A 19,147-nucleotide genomic window follows, 5' to 3' on the forward strand; every position below is an offset into this window, starting at 1 on the left:
GGGCAGGCACGGCACGACGAGGAGACAGCGGCGACATGCCGAAGAACAAGACGCACTCTGGTGCCAGCAAGCGCTTCAAGATCACCGGCTCCGGCAAGGTGCTCCGTCAGCGCGCCGGTCGCCGCCACCTGCTCGAGCACAAGCCCTCGACGCTGACCCGTCGCCTCGCGGGCACGGTCGAGGCCGCCCCGGCCGACGCCAAGAAGATCAAGAAGCTGCTCGGCAAGTGAGCCACGTGCGCCTGACCTCGCCCGCCTGAAACGGCGTGGCGGAGGCGGCGGGCGCCGGTCCCAGTCGTACCCCGGGTCGGGGTCACCACGCCCCGGTCTGAAGTCAAGGAGTTCATCAAGTGGCACGCGTCAAGCGGTCGGTCAACGCCCAGAAGAAGCGCCGCGCAATCCTCGAGCAGGCGAGCGGCTACCGCGGTCAGCGCTCGCGCCTGTACCGCAAGGCCAAGGAGCAGGTCACCCACTCCCTGGTCTACAACTACAACGACCGCAAGAAGCGCAAGGGCGACTTCCGTCAGCTGTGGATCCAGCGCATCAACGCCGCTGCCCGCCTGAACGGCATCACCTACAACCGCTTCATCCAGGGTCTGAAGGCCGCCAGCATCGAGATCGACCGCAAGATGCTCGCCGAGCTCGCGGTCAACGACCCGACCGCGTTCGCCGCGCTGGTCGAGGCGGCCCAGAAGGCTCTTCCCGCGGACGTGAACGCGCCGAAGGAAGCCGCCTGATCTCCGGCTGAACCCGCAAGGCAGCCCGATGGGTCCCCGCGTAGGACGCCCCGCCCCGGTACCTCGGTACCGGCGGCGGCGCCCGCGGGGGCCCATCGGTCACATCCGGGCCCTGACACCGGCCGACGGACGACAGGCCCGCACGCACTCCGCGCACTTCCGCGACGAGGAACGGTTGCACACCCCATGGCGAGTCCCGAGCTGACCGAGCTGACTTCGACTCGCTCACCGCGCGTGGCGGCGGCCCGGCGGCTCGCCAAGCGCGCGTTCCGCGCCGACGAGCGCCGGTTCCTCGCGGAGGGCCCGCAGGCGGTCCGTGAGGCCGCGGCGCTGCCGGGCACGCTGGTCGAGCTGTACGCCACGGTGGAGACCGCCGAGCGCTACCCCGACATCGTCGACGCGGCCCGCGCCGCGCGGGTGCCGGTGCTGTACGCGACGAACGAGGTCGTCGCGGCGATCAGCCAGACCGTCACGCCGCAGGGCATCGTCGCGCTGTGCCGGTTCGTGGACGTGCCGCTCGCGTCGCTGACCGAGGCCGGCGCCCCGGACCTGGTCGCGGTGCTCGCGCACGTGCGCGACCCCGGCAACGCCGGCACGGTGCTGCGCGCCGCGGACGCGGCCGGGGCCGAGGCCGTGGTGCTGACGGACGCGTCCGTCGACCTGTACAACCCCAAGACCGTCCGCGCCTCCGTCGGCAGCCTGTTCCACCTGCCGGTCGTCGTGGGCGCGCACATCGAGGACACCGTCGCCGGGCTGCGCGCCGCGGGCCTTCGGATCCTGGCCGCCGACGGCGCGGGCGCGGCCGACCTGGACGACGAGTTGGACGCAGGCGGCCTGGACGGCCCCACCGCGTGGATCTTCGGTAACGAGGCGTGGGGGCTCCCGGAGGAGATCCGCGCGCTCGCCGACGCCGTGGTGCGCGTCCCGATCCACGGGCGCGCCGAGAGTCTGAACCTGGCGACCGCGGCCGCCGTGTGCCTGTATGCGTCCGCGCGTGCCCAGCGCGGCGCTTCGGGCTGCCGGACGGCCGCGGGCCGGTAGCGGCGCACACGTTCGAGGGCTGACGGGGGAGAGGGCCACATGAGGACGGACAGCGGCGCCGGGGCCTTACCCGCGCACGCCGCGCACGCCGCGCACATCGAGTACGAGAACTACCGCGACCGGCGCACACGTTGGCGCGCGGGGGCACGAACGCGCCCCTGCGCGCCGCCCCGTGCCCGCGTGCGCCCGCTTACGCCATGGGCGCGCAAGGAATCGGCCGCGCGTGACTGTGTAGCGGCGCGACGCGTTGGAGTAGTGTGACCGGCCCGGAGCATCTGCTTCATAGGGGTATGCCGTTCCGTGGGGGGCCTCGGAATGCTGCAATCCCTCGGCCGTGTGGGGTCGGAAGGGGGCCGATGGACATGGACGCGGATCTGACGGTCGATCCGTCCGCGGCGGGCATGCCGGCCACGCCGGTTTTCCCGGCCGGCGGGCTGGACGCGCTCTGCGGGCCGGCCGCCGACGCGCTGCCCGACGGGCTGGTCGTCGCGGACGCGAACGGCACGGTGTGCTGCTTCAACGCGGCCGCGACACGCATAACCGGGGTGAAGGCCGAGGACGCCCTCGGCAAACACCTCTCCGACGCGCTGCCGCTCGAGGACATAGACGGCCGCCGCTGGTGGGTGTGCACCGACCCGTACGGCGGGCTCGGCATCCGCACCCGGCAGCCCGAGCGCAACCTGCTGCTCGGCGGGCGCGAAGTGCTGGTCACCGCGTCGTACGTGCGCCAGGCCGGCCCGAACTCGCCGCTCACCCACGTCGTCGTCGCGCTGCGCTGCACGACCGCGCGCCGCCGCGGCGAACGCAACCACGCCGAACTGGTCGCCACCGTCGCGCACGAGCTGCGCTCGCCGCTCACCAGCGTCAAGGGCTTCACCGCCACGCTGCTGGCCAAGTGGGAGCGGTTCACCGACGAGCAGAAGCGGCTCATGCTCGAGACCGTCGACGCCGACGCCGACCGGGTCACCCGGCTCATCACCGAGCTGCTCGACATCTCCCGCATCGACTCCGGGCGGCTCCAGCTGCACCGCGAGATCGTCGACCTGCGCGAGGCCGTCGACCGGCACGTGCGCGCCCAGATCGCCGCCGGGCACACCGAGGACCGGTTCCGGGTGCACGCCGACGCCGGGCTGCCGGAGACGTACATGGACCGCGACAAGCTCGACCAGATCCTCGGGAACCTCCTGGAAAACGCGGTGCGCCACGGCGCGGGAGCCGTCACCATCGAGATGACGCGCATCCGGGTCGGCGGTGCCGCGGGCGAGGACGACGGGACGGAGATCACCGTGAGCGACGAGGGGCCGGGCATCCCGGACGAGTTGCTCGGGCGCGTCTTCACCCGCTTCTGGCGCGGCAACCGGCGCGGCGGCACCGGCCTCGGCCTGTACATCGTCAAGGGCCTGGTCGAGGCGCACGGCGGGACCATCGACGTCGGCCGCGCCGCCTCCGGCGGCGCCCGGTTCCGATTTCGGCTGCCCGCGGGGATGCCGGACGCGCTGGCCTGACACGGCCGCGCACCACCGCCCCGCGGGCCCGCATTCCAGGTCCACGGCCCGAACCACCTAGACTCGACCCGTCGCCCCGCGCTCCCGCAGGCCGTTGCCGTACGCCGGAGTACTGGGCGGAGCACTGGGCCGAAGTACCCGGCGGAAGCACTGTGCCGCGCGTCTTCGACCGGACACCCCCCGCGGGCGAGGAACCCTACAGGAGCACTGGAAGAAGATGTCGGCACCGAACAAGTCGTACGACCCGGTCGAGGTCGAGAGCCTAAAGCCGGAGGAGGTCGACAAGGCGCGGGACGCCGCCCTCGCCGCTTTCGCCGCAGCCGCCGACCTCGACGCGCTCCACGAGGCCAAGGTCGCGCACACCGGCGACCGCTCGCCGCTCGCCCTCGCCAACCGCGAGATCGGCGCCCTGCCGCCGCACGCCAAGGCGGACGCCGGCAAGCGCGTCGGCCAGGCCCGCGGCCGGGTCAACCAGGCGCTCGCGGCCCGCCGCGAGGAGCTGGAGGCCGAGCGCGACGCGCGCGTCCTCGTCGAGGAGACCGTCGACGTCACGCTGCCCTGGGACCGCGCCCCGCGCGGCGCCCGGCACCCGCTGACCACCATCGGCGACCGCATCGCGGACGTCTTCGTCGCCATGGGCTACGAGGTCGCCGACGGCCCCGAGGTCGAGGCCGAGTGGTACAACTTCGACGCCCTGAACATCGCCCCGGACCACCCGGCGCGCACCATGCAGGACACCTTCTTCGTCCAGGCCGCCGACGGCACGCCGGACTCGGGCGTCGTGCTGCGCACCCACACCTCGCCGGTGCAGATCCGCACCATGCTCACCCGCACCCCGCCGATCTACGTGATCTGCCCGGGCCGCGTGTACCGCACCGACGAGCTCGACGCGACGCACACCCCGGTGTTCGCCCAGGTCGAGGGCCTCGCCATCGACAAGGGCCTGACGATGGCCCACCTGCGCGGCACCCTGGACCACTTCGCGTCCTCGATGTTCGGCGAGGGCATCGTCACGCGCATGCGCCCGTCGTACTTCCCCTTCACCGAGCCGTCCGCCGAGGTCGACCTGCAGTGCTTCGTGTGCCGCGGCGCCTCGGTCGGCGACCCGGACAACCCGTGCCGGACCTGCAAGTCCGAGGGCTGGATCGAGTGGGGCGGCTGCGGCATGGTCAACCCGCGCGTGCTCGTCGCGTGCGGCATCGACCCCGAGGTGTACAGCGGTTTCGCGTTCGGCATGGGCCTGGAACGGACGTTGATGTTCCGTCACAACGTCGAGGACATGCGGGACATGGTCGAGGGTGACGTGCGTTTCACCCTTCCGTTCGGGATGGAGATCTGATGCGGGTCCCGCTTTCATGGCTGCGGGAGTACGTCGACCTCCCCGCCGTCGAGTCCGGCCGTGACGTCGCCGCCGAGCTCATCGGCCTCGGCCTCGAGGTCGAGACCGTCGAGCGCCTCGGCGCCGACCTCAAGGGGCCGCTGGTCGTCGGCCAGGTCCTGGAGATCGAGGAGCTGACCGGCTTCAAGAAGCCGATCCGCTTCTGCCTCGTCGACGTCGGCGACGCGAACGGCACCGGCGAGCCGCAGAAGATCGTGTGCGGCGCCACCAACTTCGACGTGGACGACAAGGTCGTCGTGATCCTGCCCGGCGGCGTGCTGCCCGGCGGCTTCCACATCGGCGCCCGCAAGACCTACGGCCGCGACTCCCAGGGCATGATCTGCTCGGCCCGCGAACTCGGCATGGGCGACGACCACGACGGCATCATCGTGCTGCCCATCGAGTGCGAGGTCGGCTCCGACGCCATCGAACTCCTCGGCCTGGTCGACGAGGTGCTCGACATCGCGGTCACCCCCGACCGCGGCTACTGCCTCTCGCTGCGCGGCGTCGCCCGCGAGGCCGCGATCGGCTACGGCATCCCGCTGCGCGACCCCGCGCTGCTGGACGTGCCGACCGCCAACTCGTACGGCTACCCGGTCGCGGTCGAGGACCCCGAGGGCTGCCGCCGGTTCGTCGCGCGCACCGTCGTCGGCGTCGACCCCGAGGCGAAGTCGCCGCTGTGGCTGCAGCGCCGCGTGCAGAAGGCCGGCATGCGGCCCATCTCGCTCGCCGTCGACGTCACCAACTACGTGATGCTCGAGCTCGGGCAGCCGCTGCACGCCTACGACCGCAACGCGCTCCAGGGCACCATCACGGTGCGGCGCGCGCACGAGGGCGAGAAGCTCACCACGCTCGACGGCGCCAACCGCGTCCTCGACCCCGAGGACCTGCTCATCACCGACGACAGCGGCCCCATCGGGCTGGCCGGCGTCATGGGCGGGGCGACCACCGAGATCGGCCCGGAGACCCGCGACATCGTCATCGAGGCCGCGAACTTCGACCCGGTCGCCATCGCCCGCACCGCGCGCCGGCACAAGCTCGGCTCCGAGGCGTCCCGGCGCTTCGAGCGCGGCGTCGACCCCGAGGCGGCGCGCGCCGCGGCCCAGCGGGCCGTCGACCTGCTCGTGCTGCTCGGCGGCGAGGGCGCGGTCGCCGAGGCCGGTGTCACCGAGGTCGACGCGCCGCGCGAGCCCGTGCGGATCGCGATCACGGCGGACCACCCGGCGCGCGTCGCCGGCGTGCCGTACTCGCCGGAGACCGTCGCGCAGCGCCTCCAGGAGGTCGGCTGCACCGTCGAGGGCATCGACGCGCTCACGGTCACGCCCCCGACCTGGCGGCCCGACCTGACCGACCCCAACGACCTCGCCGAAGAGGTCATCCGGCTCGAGGGCTACGACAACGTGCCCTCCGTGCTGCCGCAGGTGCCGGCCGGGCGCGGGCTCACCCCCGCGCAGCGGCTCCGCCGCCGCATCGGCCGCGCGCTGGCCGGGGCCGGCTATGTCGAGGTGCAGAACTACCCGTTCGTCGGCGACGCCGTCTTCGACGCCTTCGGGCTCGACGCCTCCGACCCGCGGCGGGCCACCGTCAAGCTGGTCAACCCCATCTCCGACGAGGAGCCGGGGCTGCGCACCACGCTGCTGCCGGGGCTGCTCGCGACGCTGCGCCGCAACATCGGGCGCGGCAACACGGACGTGGCGCTGTTCGAGGCCGGCCTGGTGTTCCTGCCGAAGACCGAGCGGCCGGTCGCCCCGCGCCTCCCGGTCGACCGGCGGCCCACCGAGGCCGAGCTCGACTCGCTCGCCGCGGCGCTGCCGGACCAGCCGTACCGCGTCGCCGCGGTCCTCGCGGGCGACCGCGAGCCGGCCGGCTGGTGGGGCGGCGGACGCGCCGAGACCTGGGCCGACGCGGTCGAGGCCGCGCGCACGGTCGGACGTGCGGTCGGTGTCGAACTCGAGGTGCGGGCGGCGCAGTTCGCGCCGTGGCACCCGGGTCGCTGCGCCGAGCTCCTGGTCGGCGACACGGTCGTCGGCCACGCGGGCGAGCTGCACCCGCGCGTCGTGAAGGCGCTCCAACTGCCTGAGCGCACCAGCGCGATGCAGGTCGACGTGACGCGCCTGACCGCCGCTCTCGACGAGCAGGGCGGCGAGAAGCTCGCGACGGCCGGACGGATCGCCTCGTTCCCGGTGGCCACGCAGGACGTCGCCCTCGTCGTCGACGAGTCCGTCCCGGCCGCGAAGGTCGAGGCGGCCCTGCGCGAGGGCGCGGGCGAACTGCTCGAGTCCCTGGGCCTGTTCGACGTCTTCACCGGCGAACAGGTCGGCGAGGGCAAGAAGTCGCTGGCCTACGCCCTGCGCTTCCGCGCCGACGACCGCACCCTGACCGTCGAGGAGGCCACCGCCGCCCGCGACGCAGCCGTGGCCCTGGCCGCCGACCGCACCGGCGCCACCCTCCGCGGCGCCTGACGCACCACCGAAGGCCCCGGTCTCCCACGAGACCGGGGCCTTCGGCGTGTCCTGGGGAGCTTGCCGACGAGTGGGCGCTTTCGACGGGCGGATGGCCTCGACCGGAGTGCACCGCCAGCGGCAAGCGCGTGAATGGGACGGGTGCTCTGACCGCACGGGACGCGCTTGACGAGCGGCCGTGGTGGGGGACCGCGACGCCTGCGGTGCGCGGCGGGCGCGATGTTGGACGGTTGCCGTCGGCGAGCCAACTCTCGGCGGCAATCGGTCTGGTCGGGTTACTGCTGGGGGTCTTCGGGGCCGTACGGGCGGAGGTGGAGGCGGCGGGCGTCTTTGGCCTTCAGCTCGGCCGCGCGGGTGGCGAGGGTGATCAGGTCGTCTTTGCCTGCGTGGAGGAAGCGGCCTGAAAGGGGGTCCAGGTGGCCTTCGGCTACTGCGACGACGGCGTTGAGGAAGAGGTTGAGGTCGTACCAGTCGGTCTTGCCGCGGAAGATGTCCATGCCGGCGGTCATGTCCGTGGCGACGGCGCCGGGGGAGATGTCGAAGACGGTGATGCCGTGGTCGGCCAGGGGGCCCGCGATGGTGTCGGTGAGGCGGAGGGCGGCGGTCTTCGAGGTCGTGTAGGCCGAGTAGTGGGGGTCGGGGCCGACGGCGAAGCCGCTGCTCAGGTTCACGATGCGGCCGTGGCGGCGGGCGACCATGCGGGGGAGGACGGCGTGGTCGACGTTGACGACGCCCCGCAGGTTGGCTTCGACGACGGTCCACCACTGGTCGAGGTCGGCTTCCCAGAACGGGACCTCGGCCTGGTCGATCCGGCCCGCGTTGTTGACGACGAGGTCGAGCGGCCCGAGTGTGTCCTCGGCTTCGGCGACGGCGGCGGCGACCGCTTTCGGGTCGGTGACGTCCGCGATGACGGCGGTGGCGCGGGCGTCGCCGAGGGCGTCCAGGACGTCCGTCAGGGACTCGCGGGAGCGGCCGAGGACGGCCACCGCGAGGCCTTCCGCGGCCAGCCGTTCGGCGACGGCGCGGCCGATGCCTCGTCCGGCCCCGGTCACCAGGGCGGTGGTGCTCTTGTCGCCGCTCATCACGGTCCCCTCGCCGCGGCGGGTCAGCGCCACTGCTTGTCGTCGAGCCGGAACATGGTCTTCATGTAGTCGTCGGGCAGCTCGGAGGTCCCGCAGATCTGCTGCATCGCCGCGGCGGGGTCGTTCGGGAACCGGAACTTGGTGCGCTCGTACGAACCGGTGAGGTTCTTCCAGAACCGCGTCCACGACATGGGCTCGCGCACCGAGTCCTGCAGTTCCTTGATCTTGCCGCGGTTCTCCGCTCCGCAGGTGAGCGCGTACTTGGCCTGCGCGACGCGGTGGGGGTCGATGCCCGGCGGGAGGACCGCGTCGGGTGCCGCGTACTCGGCGAACAGCCAGGCGATGTCGAGTTCCTTCTCGTGCCCGGGGCGGCCGCGCCCGGTGAGCTCGAGGTGCGCGGCGAGCGGGTAGGCCAGGCCGAGGATGTCGATGGAGCGCCCGTTGAGGGGGACCGCGGCGCCGCTCATGCCGAGGTTGAGCCACGCGGTGGCATATGGCGCGGGGTCGCCGGGATTCAGCGGGGTGACGTAGAAGCCGTGGTACCAGGCGTAGATCATCACGTGCGTGTGGCCGACGGTGGCCATGCGCACGGCCTCGGGGAAGCGCGGGTAGTGCCTGAGGTAGTCGTCGGCGGAGACGGGGTGGGCGATGCCCATGGCGTCGACGTAGAAGGCGCGTTCGTCGGCGATGATGTTGTTGCCGCTGAGGCCGTCGTAGGGGACGCGCAGGGTGGTGCCGCACACCAGCGCCCATACGGCGACCGCCGCGGTGACCGCCACGGCGATGCGGCCGGCCGGGACGAGCATCACCGGCAGCAGGGCCACGAACAGCGCGGGCAGCAGCATGCGGGCGTGCATGAAGTCGCCGCCGACGCGGACGACGTACAGGGCCATCAGGGCGGCGACGACGATCGGCGTCACGAACACGGCGGTGCGTCCGCTCTCCGCGCGTACCAGCGGGCCGAGGCCGCCGTCGCGCATCCGCAGGACGGCGGCGATCACCGCCGCGGCGGCGAGCAGAAGCAGCGGAAGCCACAGCGCGTAGGGGGCGGCGAAGTCGCGGGCGTACGCCCCGCCGCGCCGCCAGTCGCTGCCGGAGGCCTCCTTCGCGAGCGCCGGGAGCGGCAGCAGCACGCCGTAGTAGCCGGCGCGGAAGACCTCGTACGCGGCGGGGAGGAAGGCCGCGGCGGCGGCGTGCCCGAACGTCGAGCGGAGCCGGGGGCGGCGCACGAACCACAGCGCGACGAGGAAGCCGACGGAGGCGAGCCCCAGGTCGGGGCGCACCATGGGCCCGAGCCCGGCGAGCACGGCGAGCGTGTAGGTGGTGCGGGCGCGTCGGTCGTCGAGGGTGCGGACGAGGAGCCACCAGCAGCCGGCGATCCACAGCGTGGTCAGGCCGGTCTCGAGGCCCGAGGTGGCGAAGTCCCACACGGGCGGGAGGGCGATCAGCACGATCACGCCGGCGGGCAGCATGATGCGCGGGCCGAGGCTGCGCTGATAGAGGCGGCGGGTGCCGTCGAGGGCGACCGCGTACCCGAGCGCGGTGCACGCGAGGCCGAGGTAGACGGCGAGGCGGCCGATGTCGGCGCCGGTGATCCACCCCATGGCGACCAGCAGCCACTGCCACACGGTGCTGGTGGACGCCTCGGCGCGCTCGCCCATGTTGTAGACGGGGCCGTGCCCGGCGAGGATCTGCCGGACGGTGCGCGTGAAGATGAGCCCGTCGTCGCTGATCCAGCGGTGCGTGTAGCCGAGCAGCAGGACGACGGCGCTGGGGAGCGCGATCATCGCCGCGTTCCAGCGGCGGGTGCGCCGCTCGCCGGGGTCGGCGTCTCCCGGCGCGTTGCCGAGACCGGTGCGCCGGGAGAGCGCACTGACAAGGCTCATGCTCGAGGGACTCCAGTCGCGGCGGGCCCGGGGTGGTGGCCCGGCCGTGGGGGGCGCGGTCGTTTTGGTAACGATAGCCCGCGCCGCCGTCGTGCCGCGCCTACCGGACGACCTGTCGCGGTCAGCAGAATTTCTTCTCGGCCTCGATCGGGTTGGAGGGGATGCGGAGCTTGGTGCGGTCGTAGGCGCCGGTGAAGTTCTTCCAGAAGCGGTCGAGCGACATGGGCGCGGAGACCGACTCCATGAGCTCCTTGACCGGGCCGCACTGCAGGACGTGGGCGGCCGCGCGGATCTCGTCCTGCGAGGTGTACTTCGGGTCGACCTGGGCCCAGCCGCTGGGGTCGACGTACATGGCGACCGTCCACGCGACCGGCAGCAGCTTGCGGTGGCCGGACGCGATGTGCTGCGTCTCCTCGATGCGGGCGCCGATGGGCTGGCTGAGGCCCCACACGTCGGCCACGATGCCGTCGAGCGGGACGGCCGCGCCGCCGACGCCGAGCTGGCCGATGACCAGGCCGACCGGGAACTTCACGTCCGGGCGCAGCGGCAGCGGCGGCTGCGGGATGTACTTGGGGTCGAAGAACAGCAGCCGCTTGCCCTCGGCCTTGGCCTGGAGGATCTGCTCGTAGGTGGCCTTGATCGGGCCGTCGAGGTGGTCCTTCTGGCTGACCGGGTTGTAGGTGCCGGTGGAGTCCTTGTAGAAGTCGCGCTCGTTCCAGACCTGCGCGTAGGGGCCGGGGATCTTCGCCGGGGTGGTGATGATCGGCGAGCGCAGCGTGATGCCGCAGACCAGTGCCCACGCGCTGATGGCGGCGACGAGCGCCACCGAGTAGCGGGTGAACGGCACGAGCAGGACGGGCTGCACGAGGAGCAGCGTCACCGGCATCCACATGCGGCCGTGCATGAAGTCGCCGCCGACGTTGAGGATGTACAGCGTCTGCATGAGCGCGGCGGCGATCGGCACGGCGGCGACGACGCGGGTGCGGACGGCCTGCTTGTCGCGCAGCGCCGTGTAGGCGGACAGCACGACGATCAGGATCAGCGGGATCCACAGGTAGTACGGGCGCGAGTAGTCGGTGAGGTAGTCCCAGCCGCGACCCCACGCGGAGTCGGAGGCCTCCTTGGTCATGGCCGGCATCGGGAAGATCACGCCGTAGTAGCCCATGCGGAAGATCTCGTACGCGGCGGGCAGCGCGCCGGCGGCGAGCACCATCGCGATGCCGCGCTTCCACGTCACGCGCGCGACGAAGCCGAGGCCGGCCAGGAACGCGACCATCGCCAGGCCGAGGTCGGGGCGGATGGTCGGGCCGAGGCCGTACACGACGGCGGTGAGCAGCAGGCGGCGCCACCCGATGTCCTCGGGACGCCGGTCCCAGGCGCTGACCAGCAGCAGCCAGGACGCGCCGAGCCAGAAGACGATCAGGCCGGTTTCCATGCCCGCCGTGGAGAAGTCCCAGACGGTCGGGATGGCGACGAACACCAGCGCGCCGGCGGGCAGCAGGAAGCGGCCCGCGTCGAGCGTGCGGTAGAAGCGCCGGGTGCCCGCCATGGCCAGCCACAGGCCGGCGAGCATGAGCGCCATGCCCAGGTAGACGGCGGTGACCGCGTCGGAGAACGGCGACGGGAAGTGCGCGACGACCAGGACCCACTGCCACAGCGTGCTGGTGGAGGTCTCGGTGCGTTCGCCGATGTTGTAGAGCGGGCCGTTGCCGTCGAGGATCTGGCGGACGACGCGCGTGAAGATCAGGCCGTCGTCGGTCATCCAGCGCTGGCGCCACGCCATGACCGCGAGGACCACGGTCGGGATGAGCATGGCCACCAGGTCGAACGGGTTCACGCGCAGGGCGCGTGCTCTGACGCGGTCGGCGAGTGCCGGTCGGTCCGGGTCCGCGGGGGCCGGGGCGGGGGCTTCCGCGCGGTGGTCGGAACCGAGGGGTGTCGTCACGTCGTCTCGTCCGCCTCGCGTCTCGTCCGTCTGTGGCAAAGGCCAGATTCTAGCGGGGCGGTGGTGGCGCCCATCGCCCCTGGGCCGCGGGTCGGCGGGCCCGCCCGGGGCGCTTTCGTCGATGGGCCCCACACGGGATATCTTGATGTCGAGCAATGTTGCAGACGTGGAGCGGAGCACCCGGTGACTGACTCGACCATCATCTACACGCACACCGACGAGGCCCCGGCCCTCGCGACGTATTCGTTCCTGCCGGTGATCGAGGCCTACGCCTCCACCGCCGGGATCAGCGTCGAGACCCGGGACATCTCGCTGGCGGGCCGCATCATCGCGAGCTTCCCGGAGTACCTGCAGGAGGGCCAGCGCATCGGCGACGCCCTCGCGGAGCTCGGCGAGCTGGCGAACACGCCGGCCGCCAACATCATCAAGCTGCCGAACATCTCCGCGTCGATCCCGCAGCTCAAGGCCGCGGTCGCCGAGCTGCAGGAGCAGGGCTACGCGCTGCCGGCGTACCCGGACGACCCGCAGACGGACGAGGAGAAGGACGTCCGCGCGCGCTACGACAAGGTCAAGGGCAGCGCGGTCAACCCGGTCCTGCGTGAGGGCAACTCCGACCGCCGCGCCCCCGGGGCCGTCAAGAACTTCGCCAAGACGCACCCGCACCGCATGGGCGCCTGGTCCGCCGACTCGAAGACGAACGTCGCGACCATGGGCGCGAACGACTTCCGCTCCACCGAGAAGTCCGCGATCGTCGCCGACGCCGGCACCCTGCGCATCGAGCTGGTCGCCGAGGACGGCGCCACCACCGTGCTCCGCGAGTCGGTACCGGTGCTCGCCGGCGAGGTCGTCGACGCCTCCGTGCTGCGCGTCGCCCAGCTGCGCGAGTTCCTGACCGCGCAGGTCGCCCGCGCCAAGGCCGAGGGCGTGCTGTTCTCCGTGCACCTGAAGGCCACGATGATGAAGGTCTCGGACCCGATCATCTTCGGCCACGTCGTGCGCGCGTTCTTCCCCAACACGTTCGCCAAGTACGGCGAGGTCCTCGCGGCCGCGGGCCTGACCCCGAACGACGGCCTCGGCGGCATCCTCAAGGGCCTCGAGGCGCTGCCCGAGGGCGCCGAGATCAAGGCGTCCTTCGACGCCGAGCTGGCCGAGGGCCCCGCGCTGGCGATGGTCGACTCGGACCGCGGCATCACCAACCTGCACGTCCCGAGCGACGTCATCGTCGACGCGTCGATGCCCGCCATGATCCGCACCTCCGGCCACATGTGGGGCCCGGACGGCGAGGAGGCGGACACCCTCGCGGTCATCCCGGACAGCTCCTACGCGGGCGTCTACCAGGCCGTCATCGACGACTGCCGCGCGCACGGCGCGTACGACCCGGCCACCATGGGCTCGGTGCCGAACGTCGGCCTGATGGCGCAGAAGGCCGAGGAGTACGGCAGCCACGACAAGACGTTCGAGATCGCCGCCGCGGGCACCGTCAAGGTCGTCGACGCGTCCGGCGCCGTCGTGCTCGAGCAGGCCGTGAACCCGGGCGACATCTTCCGCATGTGCCAGACCAAGGACCTCCCGATCCAGGACTGGGTCAAGCTGGCCGTCACCCGCGCCCGCGCCACCGGCGACCCGGCGGTGTTCTGGCTCGACGCCGACCGCGCGCACGACGCCAGCCTGATCGCGAAGGTCGAGCAGTACCTGCCGGAGCACGACACCGAGGGCCTGCGCATCGAGGTCCTCTCGCCGGTCGAGGCCACCAAGCTGTCGGTCGAGCGCATCCGCAAGGGCGAGAACACCATCTCGGTCACCGGCAACGTGCTCCGCGACTACCTGACCGACCTGTTCCCGATCCTGGAGCTGGGCACCAGCGCCAAGATGCTGTCGGTCGTGCCGCTCATGAACGGCGGCGGCCTGTTCGAGACCGGCGCCGGCGGCTCCGCGCCCAAGCACGTGCAGCAGCTGGTCAAGGAGAACTACCTGCGCTGGGACAGCCTCGGCGAGTTCTTCGCGCTGGCCGCGAGCTTCGAGCACCTGGCCCAGGTGGCCGGCAACGCCCGCGCGCAGGTGCTGGCCGACACGCTCGACCGCGCCACCGGCACGTTCCTCAACGAGAACAAGTCGCCCGCGCGCCGCGTCGGCGGCATCGACAACCGCGGCAGCCACTTCTACCTGGCCATGTACTGGGCGCAGGAGCTGGCCAAGCAGACGGACGACGCGCAGCTCGCCGAGGCGTTCGGGCCGCTGGCCAAGACGCTGACCGAGCAGGAGGAGACCATCAGCGCCGAGCTGATCGCGGTCCAGGGCTCGCCGGTCGACATCGGCGGCTACTACCAGCCCGACCCGGCGAAGGCGGCGGCGGTCATGCGCCCGTCGGCCACCTTCAACAACGCGCTGGCCTCGCTGGCCTGATCCGGCGGCGGCCCCGGTCGCGGCGCGCCGGGCCGGGGCCGGCTCCGCGGAGACCGGCCGATCTGGCACCCTGGGCGGGCCCGGAGGATTCCTCCGGGCCCGCCCGCTTTTGTCCGTGGTGTGCCCGCCGGGGCCCGACGACCGGGGCCGGCCGAACGTGTTTGCATAAAACTTCCGGCCTCCGTATAGTCATGCCATCGGAGGGAGGCGACCATGGGGGTCACAGCTGCGCTGGCGGGAGCCAGTGGCTATGCGGGCGGGGAAATCCTGCGCCTGCTGCTCGCGCATCCGCAGATCGAGATCGGCGCGCTCACGGCGGGGTCCAACGCCGGCAAGCGCCTGGGCGAACTGCAACCGCACCTGGTGCCGCTCGCCGACCGCGTGCTGGCCGAGACCACGGCCGAGGCCCTCGCCGGGCACGACGTCGTGTTCCTCGCGCTGCCGCACGGCCAGTCCGCGGCGATAGCCGAGCAGCTCGGCGAGGACGTGCTCGTCGTCGACTGCGGCGCCGACTTCCGGCTGACCGACGCCGAGGACTGGGTCCACTTCTACGGCTCCGAGCACGCCGGCACCTGGCCCTACGGCCTGCCCGAGCTGCCCGGGCACCGCGAGGCCCTGCGCGGCACCAAGCGGATCGCCGTCCCCGGCTGCTACCCGACCGTCTCGCTGCTCAGCCTGGTCCCGGCGTTCACCGCCGGCCTGGTCGAGCCCGACGTCGTGGTCGTCGCCGCGTCCGGCACCTCGGGCGCCGGCAAGGCCGCCAAGACCCACCTGCTCGGCAGCGAGGTCATGGGCTCCGCGAGCGCGTACGGCGTGGGAGGCACGCACCGGCACACCCCCGAGATCGCCCAGGGCCTGGGCGCCGTCGCGGGCGGCCCGGTCACGGTGTCCTTCACGCCGATCCTCGCCCCGATGTCCCGCGGCATCCTGGCCACCTGCAGCGCCAAGCTCCGCCCCGGAGTGACCGCCGCCCAGGTGCGCGAGGCCTACGAGAAGGCGTATGCGGACGAGCAGTTCGTCCACCTGCTGCCCGAGGGCCAGTGGCCCGCGACGCAGATGACCTACGGCGCCAACACCGCGCTGCTCCAGGTGACGGTCGACGAGCGGGCCGGGCGGCTGGTCGCCGTCGGCGCCATCGACAACCTGGTCAAGGGCACCGCGGGCGGCGCCCTCCAATCCACCAACATCGCCCTCGGGTTGGCCGAGGAGCTGGGACTGAGCAAGACGGGGGTGGCGCCGTGAGCGAGCGCAGCGAGCGAACCAATAAGGGGATGCGTTTCGCGAATGCGGGCGCCGAGCGCAGCGAGGTGACGGCATGAGTGTTACGGCTGCCAAGGGTTTCCGTGCCGGGGGCGTCGCGGCCGGCCTCAAGACCACCGGTGCGGCGGATGTCGCGCTGGTCGTCAACGACGGGCCGTCGCTGGCCGCCGCCGGCGTGTTCACCTCCAACCGCGTGCAGGCGGCTCCGGTGCAGTGGTCGCGCCAGGTGCTCACCGGCGGTCAGCTCCAGGCCGTGATCCTCAACTCCGGCGGCGCCAACGCGTGCACCGGGCCCGAGGGCTTCCAGAACACGCACGCCACCGCCGAGCGCGTCGCCGAGGTGCTCGGGCTCAACGCGGGCGAGGTCGCGGTCTGCTCGACCGGCCTGATCGGCCTCCAGCTGCCGATGGACAAGCTGCTGCCGGGCGTCGACGCCGCGGCCGCCGCGCTGTCCGAGGACGGCGGCGAGGCCGCCGCGATCGCCATCAAGACCACCGACACCGTGCACAAGCAGGCCACGGCCGGCGGCGCGGGCTGGACCGTCGGCGGCATGGCCAAGGGCGCCGGCATGCTGGCCCCCGGCCTGGCCACCATGCTCGTGGTGCTGACCACCGACGCCGACGTGCCGGCCGAGGCGCTCGACCAGGCGCTGCGCGCCGCCACGCACACCACGTTCGACCGCGTCGACTCCGACGGCTGCATGTCGACCAACGACACCGTGCTGCTGCTGGCGTCCGGCGCCTCCGGCGTCGCCCCCGACCAGGCGGAGTTCGCCGCGGCCGTGCAGGCCGTGTGCGCGAGCCTGGCCCGCCAGCTGATCGCCGACGCCGAGGGCGCGAGCAAGGACATCGCGATCACCGTCGAGGGCGCGGCCCGCGAGGCCGACGCGCTCGAGGTCGCCCGGTCGATCGCCCGCAACAACCTGCTCAAGTGCGCCATCCACGGCGAGGACCCGAACTGGGGCCGCGTGCTCTCCGCGATCGGCACCACCTCGGCGGAGTTCGACGCCGACCGGCTCGACGTCGCGATCAACGGCGTGTGGGTCTGCAAGGGCGGGGCCGTCGGGGACGACCGCGACCTGGTCGACATGAAGGGCCGCGAAGTGGCGATCACCGCGCGGCTCAACGCGGGAGATGAGACCGTCACCGTGTGGACCAACGACCTGACCGCGGACTACGTCCACGAGAACTCGGCGTACTCGTCATGACCGCGAATGACACCGCCACCAGCGACTCCGGGGGGAGAACGGTGAAAACGGTGGGCAAGGCCATTCGGGCCGCACGGCACAACGTCGCACTCGGCAAGGCGCACACCCTGATCGAGGCACTGCCGTGGCTCGAGCACTATTACGGCAAGACCGTCGTCATCAAGTTCGGCGGCAACGCCATGGTCGACGACGCGCTCAAGCGCGCCTTCGCCCAGGACGTGGTGTTCCTGCGCTTCGCCGGCCTCAAGCCGGTCATCGTGCACGGCGGCGGCCCGCAGATCAGCGCGCACCTCGACCGGCTCGGCCTGGAGTCGACCTTCGCGGGCGGCCTGCGCGTCACCACCCCCGAGGCGATGGACGTCGTGCGGATGGTGCTGGCCGGCCAGGTGCAGCGCGACATCGTCGGGCTCATCAACGAGCACGGCCCGTTCGCCGTCGGCCTGACCGGCGAGGACGCGCACACCATGACCGCCGAGAAGCGGCACGCCCTCGTCGACGGCGAGCTGGTCGACATCGGCCTGGTGGGCGACGTCGTCGACGTCGACCCCGGGGCGATCCGCGCGCTGCTCGACAACGGCCGCATCCCGATCGTGTCCTCGGTCGCCCGCGGCGCCGACGGCCACGTCTACAACGTCAACGCCGACACCGCCGCGGCCGCGCTGGCCGCCGCGCTGCACGCCGAGCGCCTCGTCGTGCTGACCGACGTCGAGGGCCTGTACGCCGACTGGCCGAACAGCGACGAGGTCATCAGCCGGCTCGACGGCGACGAACTGGCCGCCCTGCTGCCGACCCTGTCCAGCGGCATGGTGCCGAAGATGGAGGCCTGCCTGCGGGCCGTCCAGGCCGGCGTCAGGGCCGCGCACGTCCTCGACGGCCGGGTCGCGCACTCGCTGCTGCTCGAGGTCTTCACCGACGAGGGCGTCGGGACCATGGTCGTCCCCGCCCGGCCCAAGGGGGACGACGCATGACCGCCACCGACGCCACGACCGCCGCCACCGGCGGGAACGCCGACTTCCGGCAGCGGTGGGCCGGCGCGATGATGCCGTCGCTCGGCCAGCCGCAGGTCGCCCTCGTGTCCGGCAAGGGCGCGCACGTCACCGACGCGGACGGCCGCGAGTACGTCGACTTCCTGTCCGGCGTCGCGGTCAACGTGCTCGGCCACGCGCACCCCGCCGTGATCGACGCGGTGACCACGCAGATCGGCACCGTCGGCCACGTCTCCAACCTGTTCATCTCCACCCGCGCCGTCGAACTCGCCGAGCGGATCCTGGGGTTGGCCGGGCGCGACGGCCGGGTGTTCTTCTGCAACTCCGGCGCCGAGGCCAACGAGGCGGCGTTCAAGATCGCCCGTATGACCGGCCGGCCCGGGGTCGTCGCGGTCGAGGGCTCCTTCCACGGCCGCACGATGGGCGCGCTCGCGCTCACCGGCCAGCCCGGCAAGCGCGCGGGCTTCGAGCCGCTGCCCGGCGGCGTCACCTTCGTGCCGTTCGGCGACATCGACGCGCTGGACCGCGCGGTCACCGAGGACACCGCCGCCGTCCTCCTGGAGCCGATCCAGGGCGAGTTCGGCGTCCGGCCGCTGCCGCCCGGCTACCTCAAGCGGGCCCGCGAGATCACCGCCGAGCGCGGCGCGCTGCTCATGCTCGACGAGGTGCAGACCGGCACGGGCCGCACCGGCTACTGGTACGCCCACCAGGACCCGTACTTCGAGGGCGTCCAGCCCGACGTCATGACGCTGGCCAAGGGCATCGGCGGTGGCCTGCCGCTCGGCGCGTGCGTCGCGTTCGGCGCGGCCGCCGAGCTGCTCGCCCCCGGCCAGCACGCCTCGACGTTCGGCGGCAACCCGGTGTGCTGCGCGGTCGGGCTCGCGGTGCTCGACACCATCGAGGCCGACGGCCTGCTGGCGCGCACCCGCGCGCTGGGCGAGTCGATCACCGCGCGGGTCACGGCGCTCGGCCACCCGTTGGTGGATCACGTGCGCGGCGCGGGCCTGCTGCTCGGTATCGTGCTCACCTCGCCCGTGGCGGGCGAGGTTGCGGACGCCGCGCGCGAGGCGGGGTTCCTGGTCAACGCGGTCGCGCCGGACGTCATCCGGCTCGCGCCGCCGCTGATCGTCGACGAAGCGGATGTGGACGCGCTGATCGCGGCGCTGCCCCGGATCTTGGACGCGGCACGCACCGCGGCGGAGGGAGGCACCCCGTGACCCGGCGCACGGTGGCGCCCGCGCCACGCCGACGACGCG

Annotated in this window: 14 protein-coding genes; 11 read left to right on the top strand and 3 right to left on the bottom strand. The window is 72.7% G+C overall.

Annotation, left to right across the window (positions count from 1 at the left end; genetic code table 11):
- Positions 1-35 precede the first annotated feature (35 nt).
- The 6 genes from rpmI (at position 36) to pheT (ending at position 7,122) form a co-directional block, all read left to right on the top strand.
- A complete protein-coding gene (rpmI, locus tag QI554_RS10980; RefSeq protein ID WP_281468602.1) occupies positions 36-230 on the top strand; it encodes a 50S ribosomal protein L35 in 195 nt (64 codons plus the stop codon).
- A 119-nt stretch (positions 231-349) separates the two neighbouring features.
- A complete protein-coding gene (gene rplT, locus QI554_RS10985) occupies positions 350-736 on the top strand; it encodes a 50S ribosomal protein L20 (RefSeq protein ID WP_281468604.1) in 387 nt (128 codons plus the stop codon).
- A 186-nt stretch (positions 737-922) separates the two neighbouring features.
- Positions 923-1,777, top strand: a complete 855-nt coding sequence (locus tag QI554_RS10990; protein ID WP_281468606.1) for a TrmH family RNA methyltransferase — start codon at positions 923-925, stop codon at positions 1,775-1,777.
- Between the two features lie 356 nt (positions 1,778-2,133).
- The gene (locus QI554_RS10995) at positions 2,134-3,282 is read left to right on the top strand and encodes a sensor histidine kinase (protein WP_425527952.1); all 1,149 of its coding nucleotides are present in this window, start codon (positions 2,134-2,136) and stop codon (positions 3,280-3,282) included.
- Positions 3,283-3,499: 217 nt separating this feature from the next.
- Complete coding sequence (gene pheS, locus QI554_RS11000; RefSeq protein WP_281468608.1) at positions 3,500-4,621, top strand: phenylalanine--tRNA ligase subunit alpha; 1,122 nt, start codon at positions 3,500-3,502, stop codon at positions 4,619-4,621.
- On the top strand, positions 4,621-7,122 hold the full coding sequence (gene pheT, locus QI554_RS11005; protein WP_281468610.1) for a phenylalanine--tRNA ligase subunit beta: 2,502 nt from the start codon (positions 4,621-4,623) through the stop codon (positions 7,120-7,122). The genes pheS and pheT overlap by 1 nt, the downstream gene beginning before the upstream one ends.
- Before the next feature lie 275 nt (positions 7,123-7,397).
- Here the strand turns inward: pheT and QI554_RS11010 are convergent, their stop codons facing one another.
- The 3 genes from QI554_RS11010 to QI554_RS11020 all read right to left on the bottom strand — a co-directional run bounded on the left by QI554_RS11010 (position 7,398) and on the right by QI554_RS11020 (position 12,035).
- Positions 7,398-8,204 carry an SDR family NAD(P)-dependent oxidoreductase gene (locus QI554_RS11010; protein WP_281468611.1) on the bottom strand — a complete coding sequence of 269 codons (807 nt, stop codon included), beginning with the start codon at positions 8,202-8,204 and terminating at the stop codon, positions 7,398-7,400.
- A 23-nt stretch (positions 8,205-8,227) separates the two neighbouring features.
- Entirely contained in the window at positions 8,228-10,090 is a 1,863-nt protein-coding gene (locus tag QI554_RS11015) for an arabinofuranosyltransferase AftB family protein (RefSeq protein ID WP_281468613.1), read from the bottom strand.
- 121 nt (positions 10,091-10,211) lie between these two features.
- Entirely contained in the window at positions 10,212-12,035 is a 1,824-nt protein-coding gene (locus tag QI554_RS11020) for an arabinofuranosyltransferase AftB family protein (RefSeq protein ID WP_281468615.1), read from the bottom strand.
- 183 nt (positions 12,036-12,218) lie between these two features.
- Between QI554_RS11020 and QI554_RS11025 the strand changes: the two genes are divergently transcribed.
- The 5 genes from QI554_RS11025 (at position 12,219) to QI554_RS11045 (ending at position 19,108) form a co-directional block, all read left to right on the top strand.
- Complete coding sequence (locus QI554_RS11025) at positions 12,219-14,438, top strand: NADP-dependent isocitrate dehydrogenase (RefSeq protein ID WP_281468618.1); 2,220 nt, start codon at positions 12,219-12,221, stop codon at positions 14,436-14,438.
- Positions 14,439-14,651: 213 nt separating this feature from the next.
- A complete protein-coding gene (gene argC, locus QI554_RS11030) occupies positions 14,652-15,680 on the top strand; it encodes an N-acetyl-gamma-glutamyl-phosphate reductase (RefSeq protein WP_281468620.1) in 1,029 nt (342 codons plus the stop codon).
- Between the two features lie 73 nt (positions 15,681-15,753).
- Positions 15,754-16,905 carry a bifunctional glutamate N-acetyltransferase/amino-acid acetyltransferase ArgJ gene (gene argJ, locus QI554_RS11035; protein ID WP_281468622.1) on the top strand — a complete coding sequence of 384 codons (1,152 nt, stop codon included), beginning with the start codon at positions 15,754-15,756 and terminating at the stop codon, positions 16,903-16,905.
- A gap of 62 nt (positions 16,906-16,967) precedes the next feature.
- Positions 16,968-17,873, top strand: a complete 906-nt coding sequence (argB, locus tag QI554_RS11040; protein ID WP_281468743.1) for an acetylglutamate kinase — start codon at positions 16,968-16,970, stop codon at positions 17,871-17,873.
- Positions 17,870-19,108, top strand: a complete 1,239-nt coding sequence (locus QI554_RS11045; protein WP_281468624.1) for an acetylornithine transaminase — start codon at positions 17,870-17,872, stop codon at positions 19,106-19,108. The genes argB and QI554_RS11045 overlap by 4 nt, the downstream gene beginning before the upstream one ends.
- Positions 19,109-19,147: the final 39 nt, after the last annotated feature.

The organism is Yinghuangia seranimata, from assembly GCF_029953285.1.
In the GTDB taxonomy this organism is placed as follows: domain Bacteria; phylum Actinomycetota; class Actinomycetes; order Streptomycetales; family Streptomycetaceae; genus Yinghuangia; species Yinghuangia seranimata.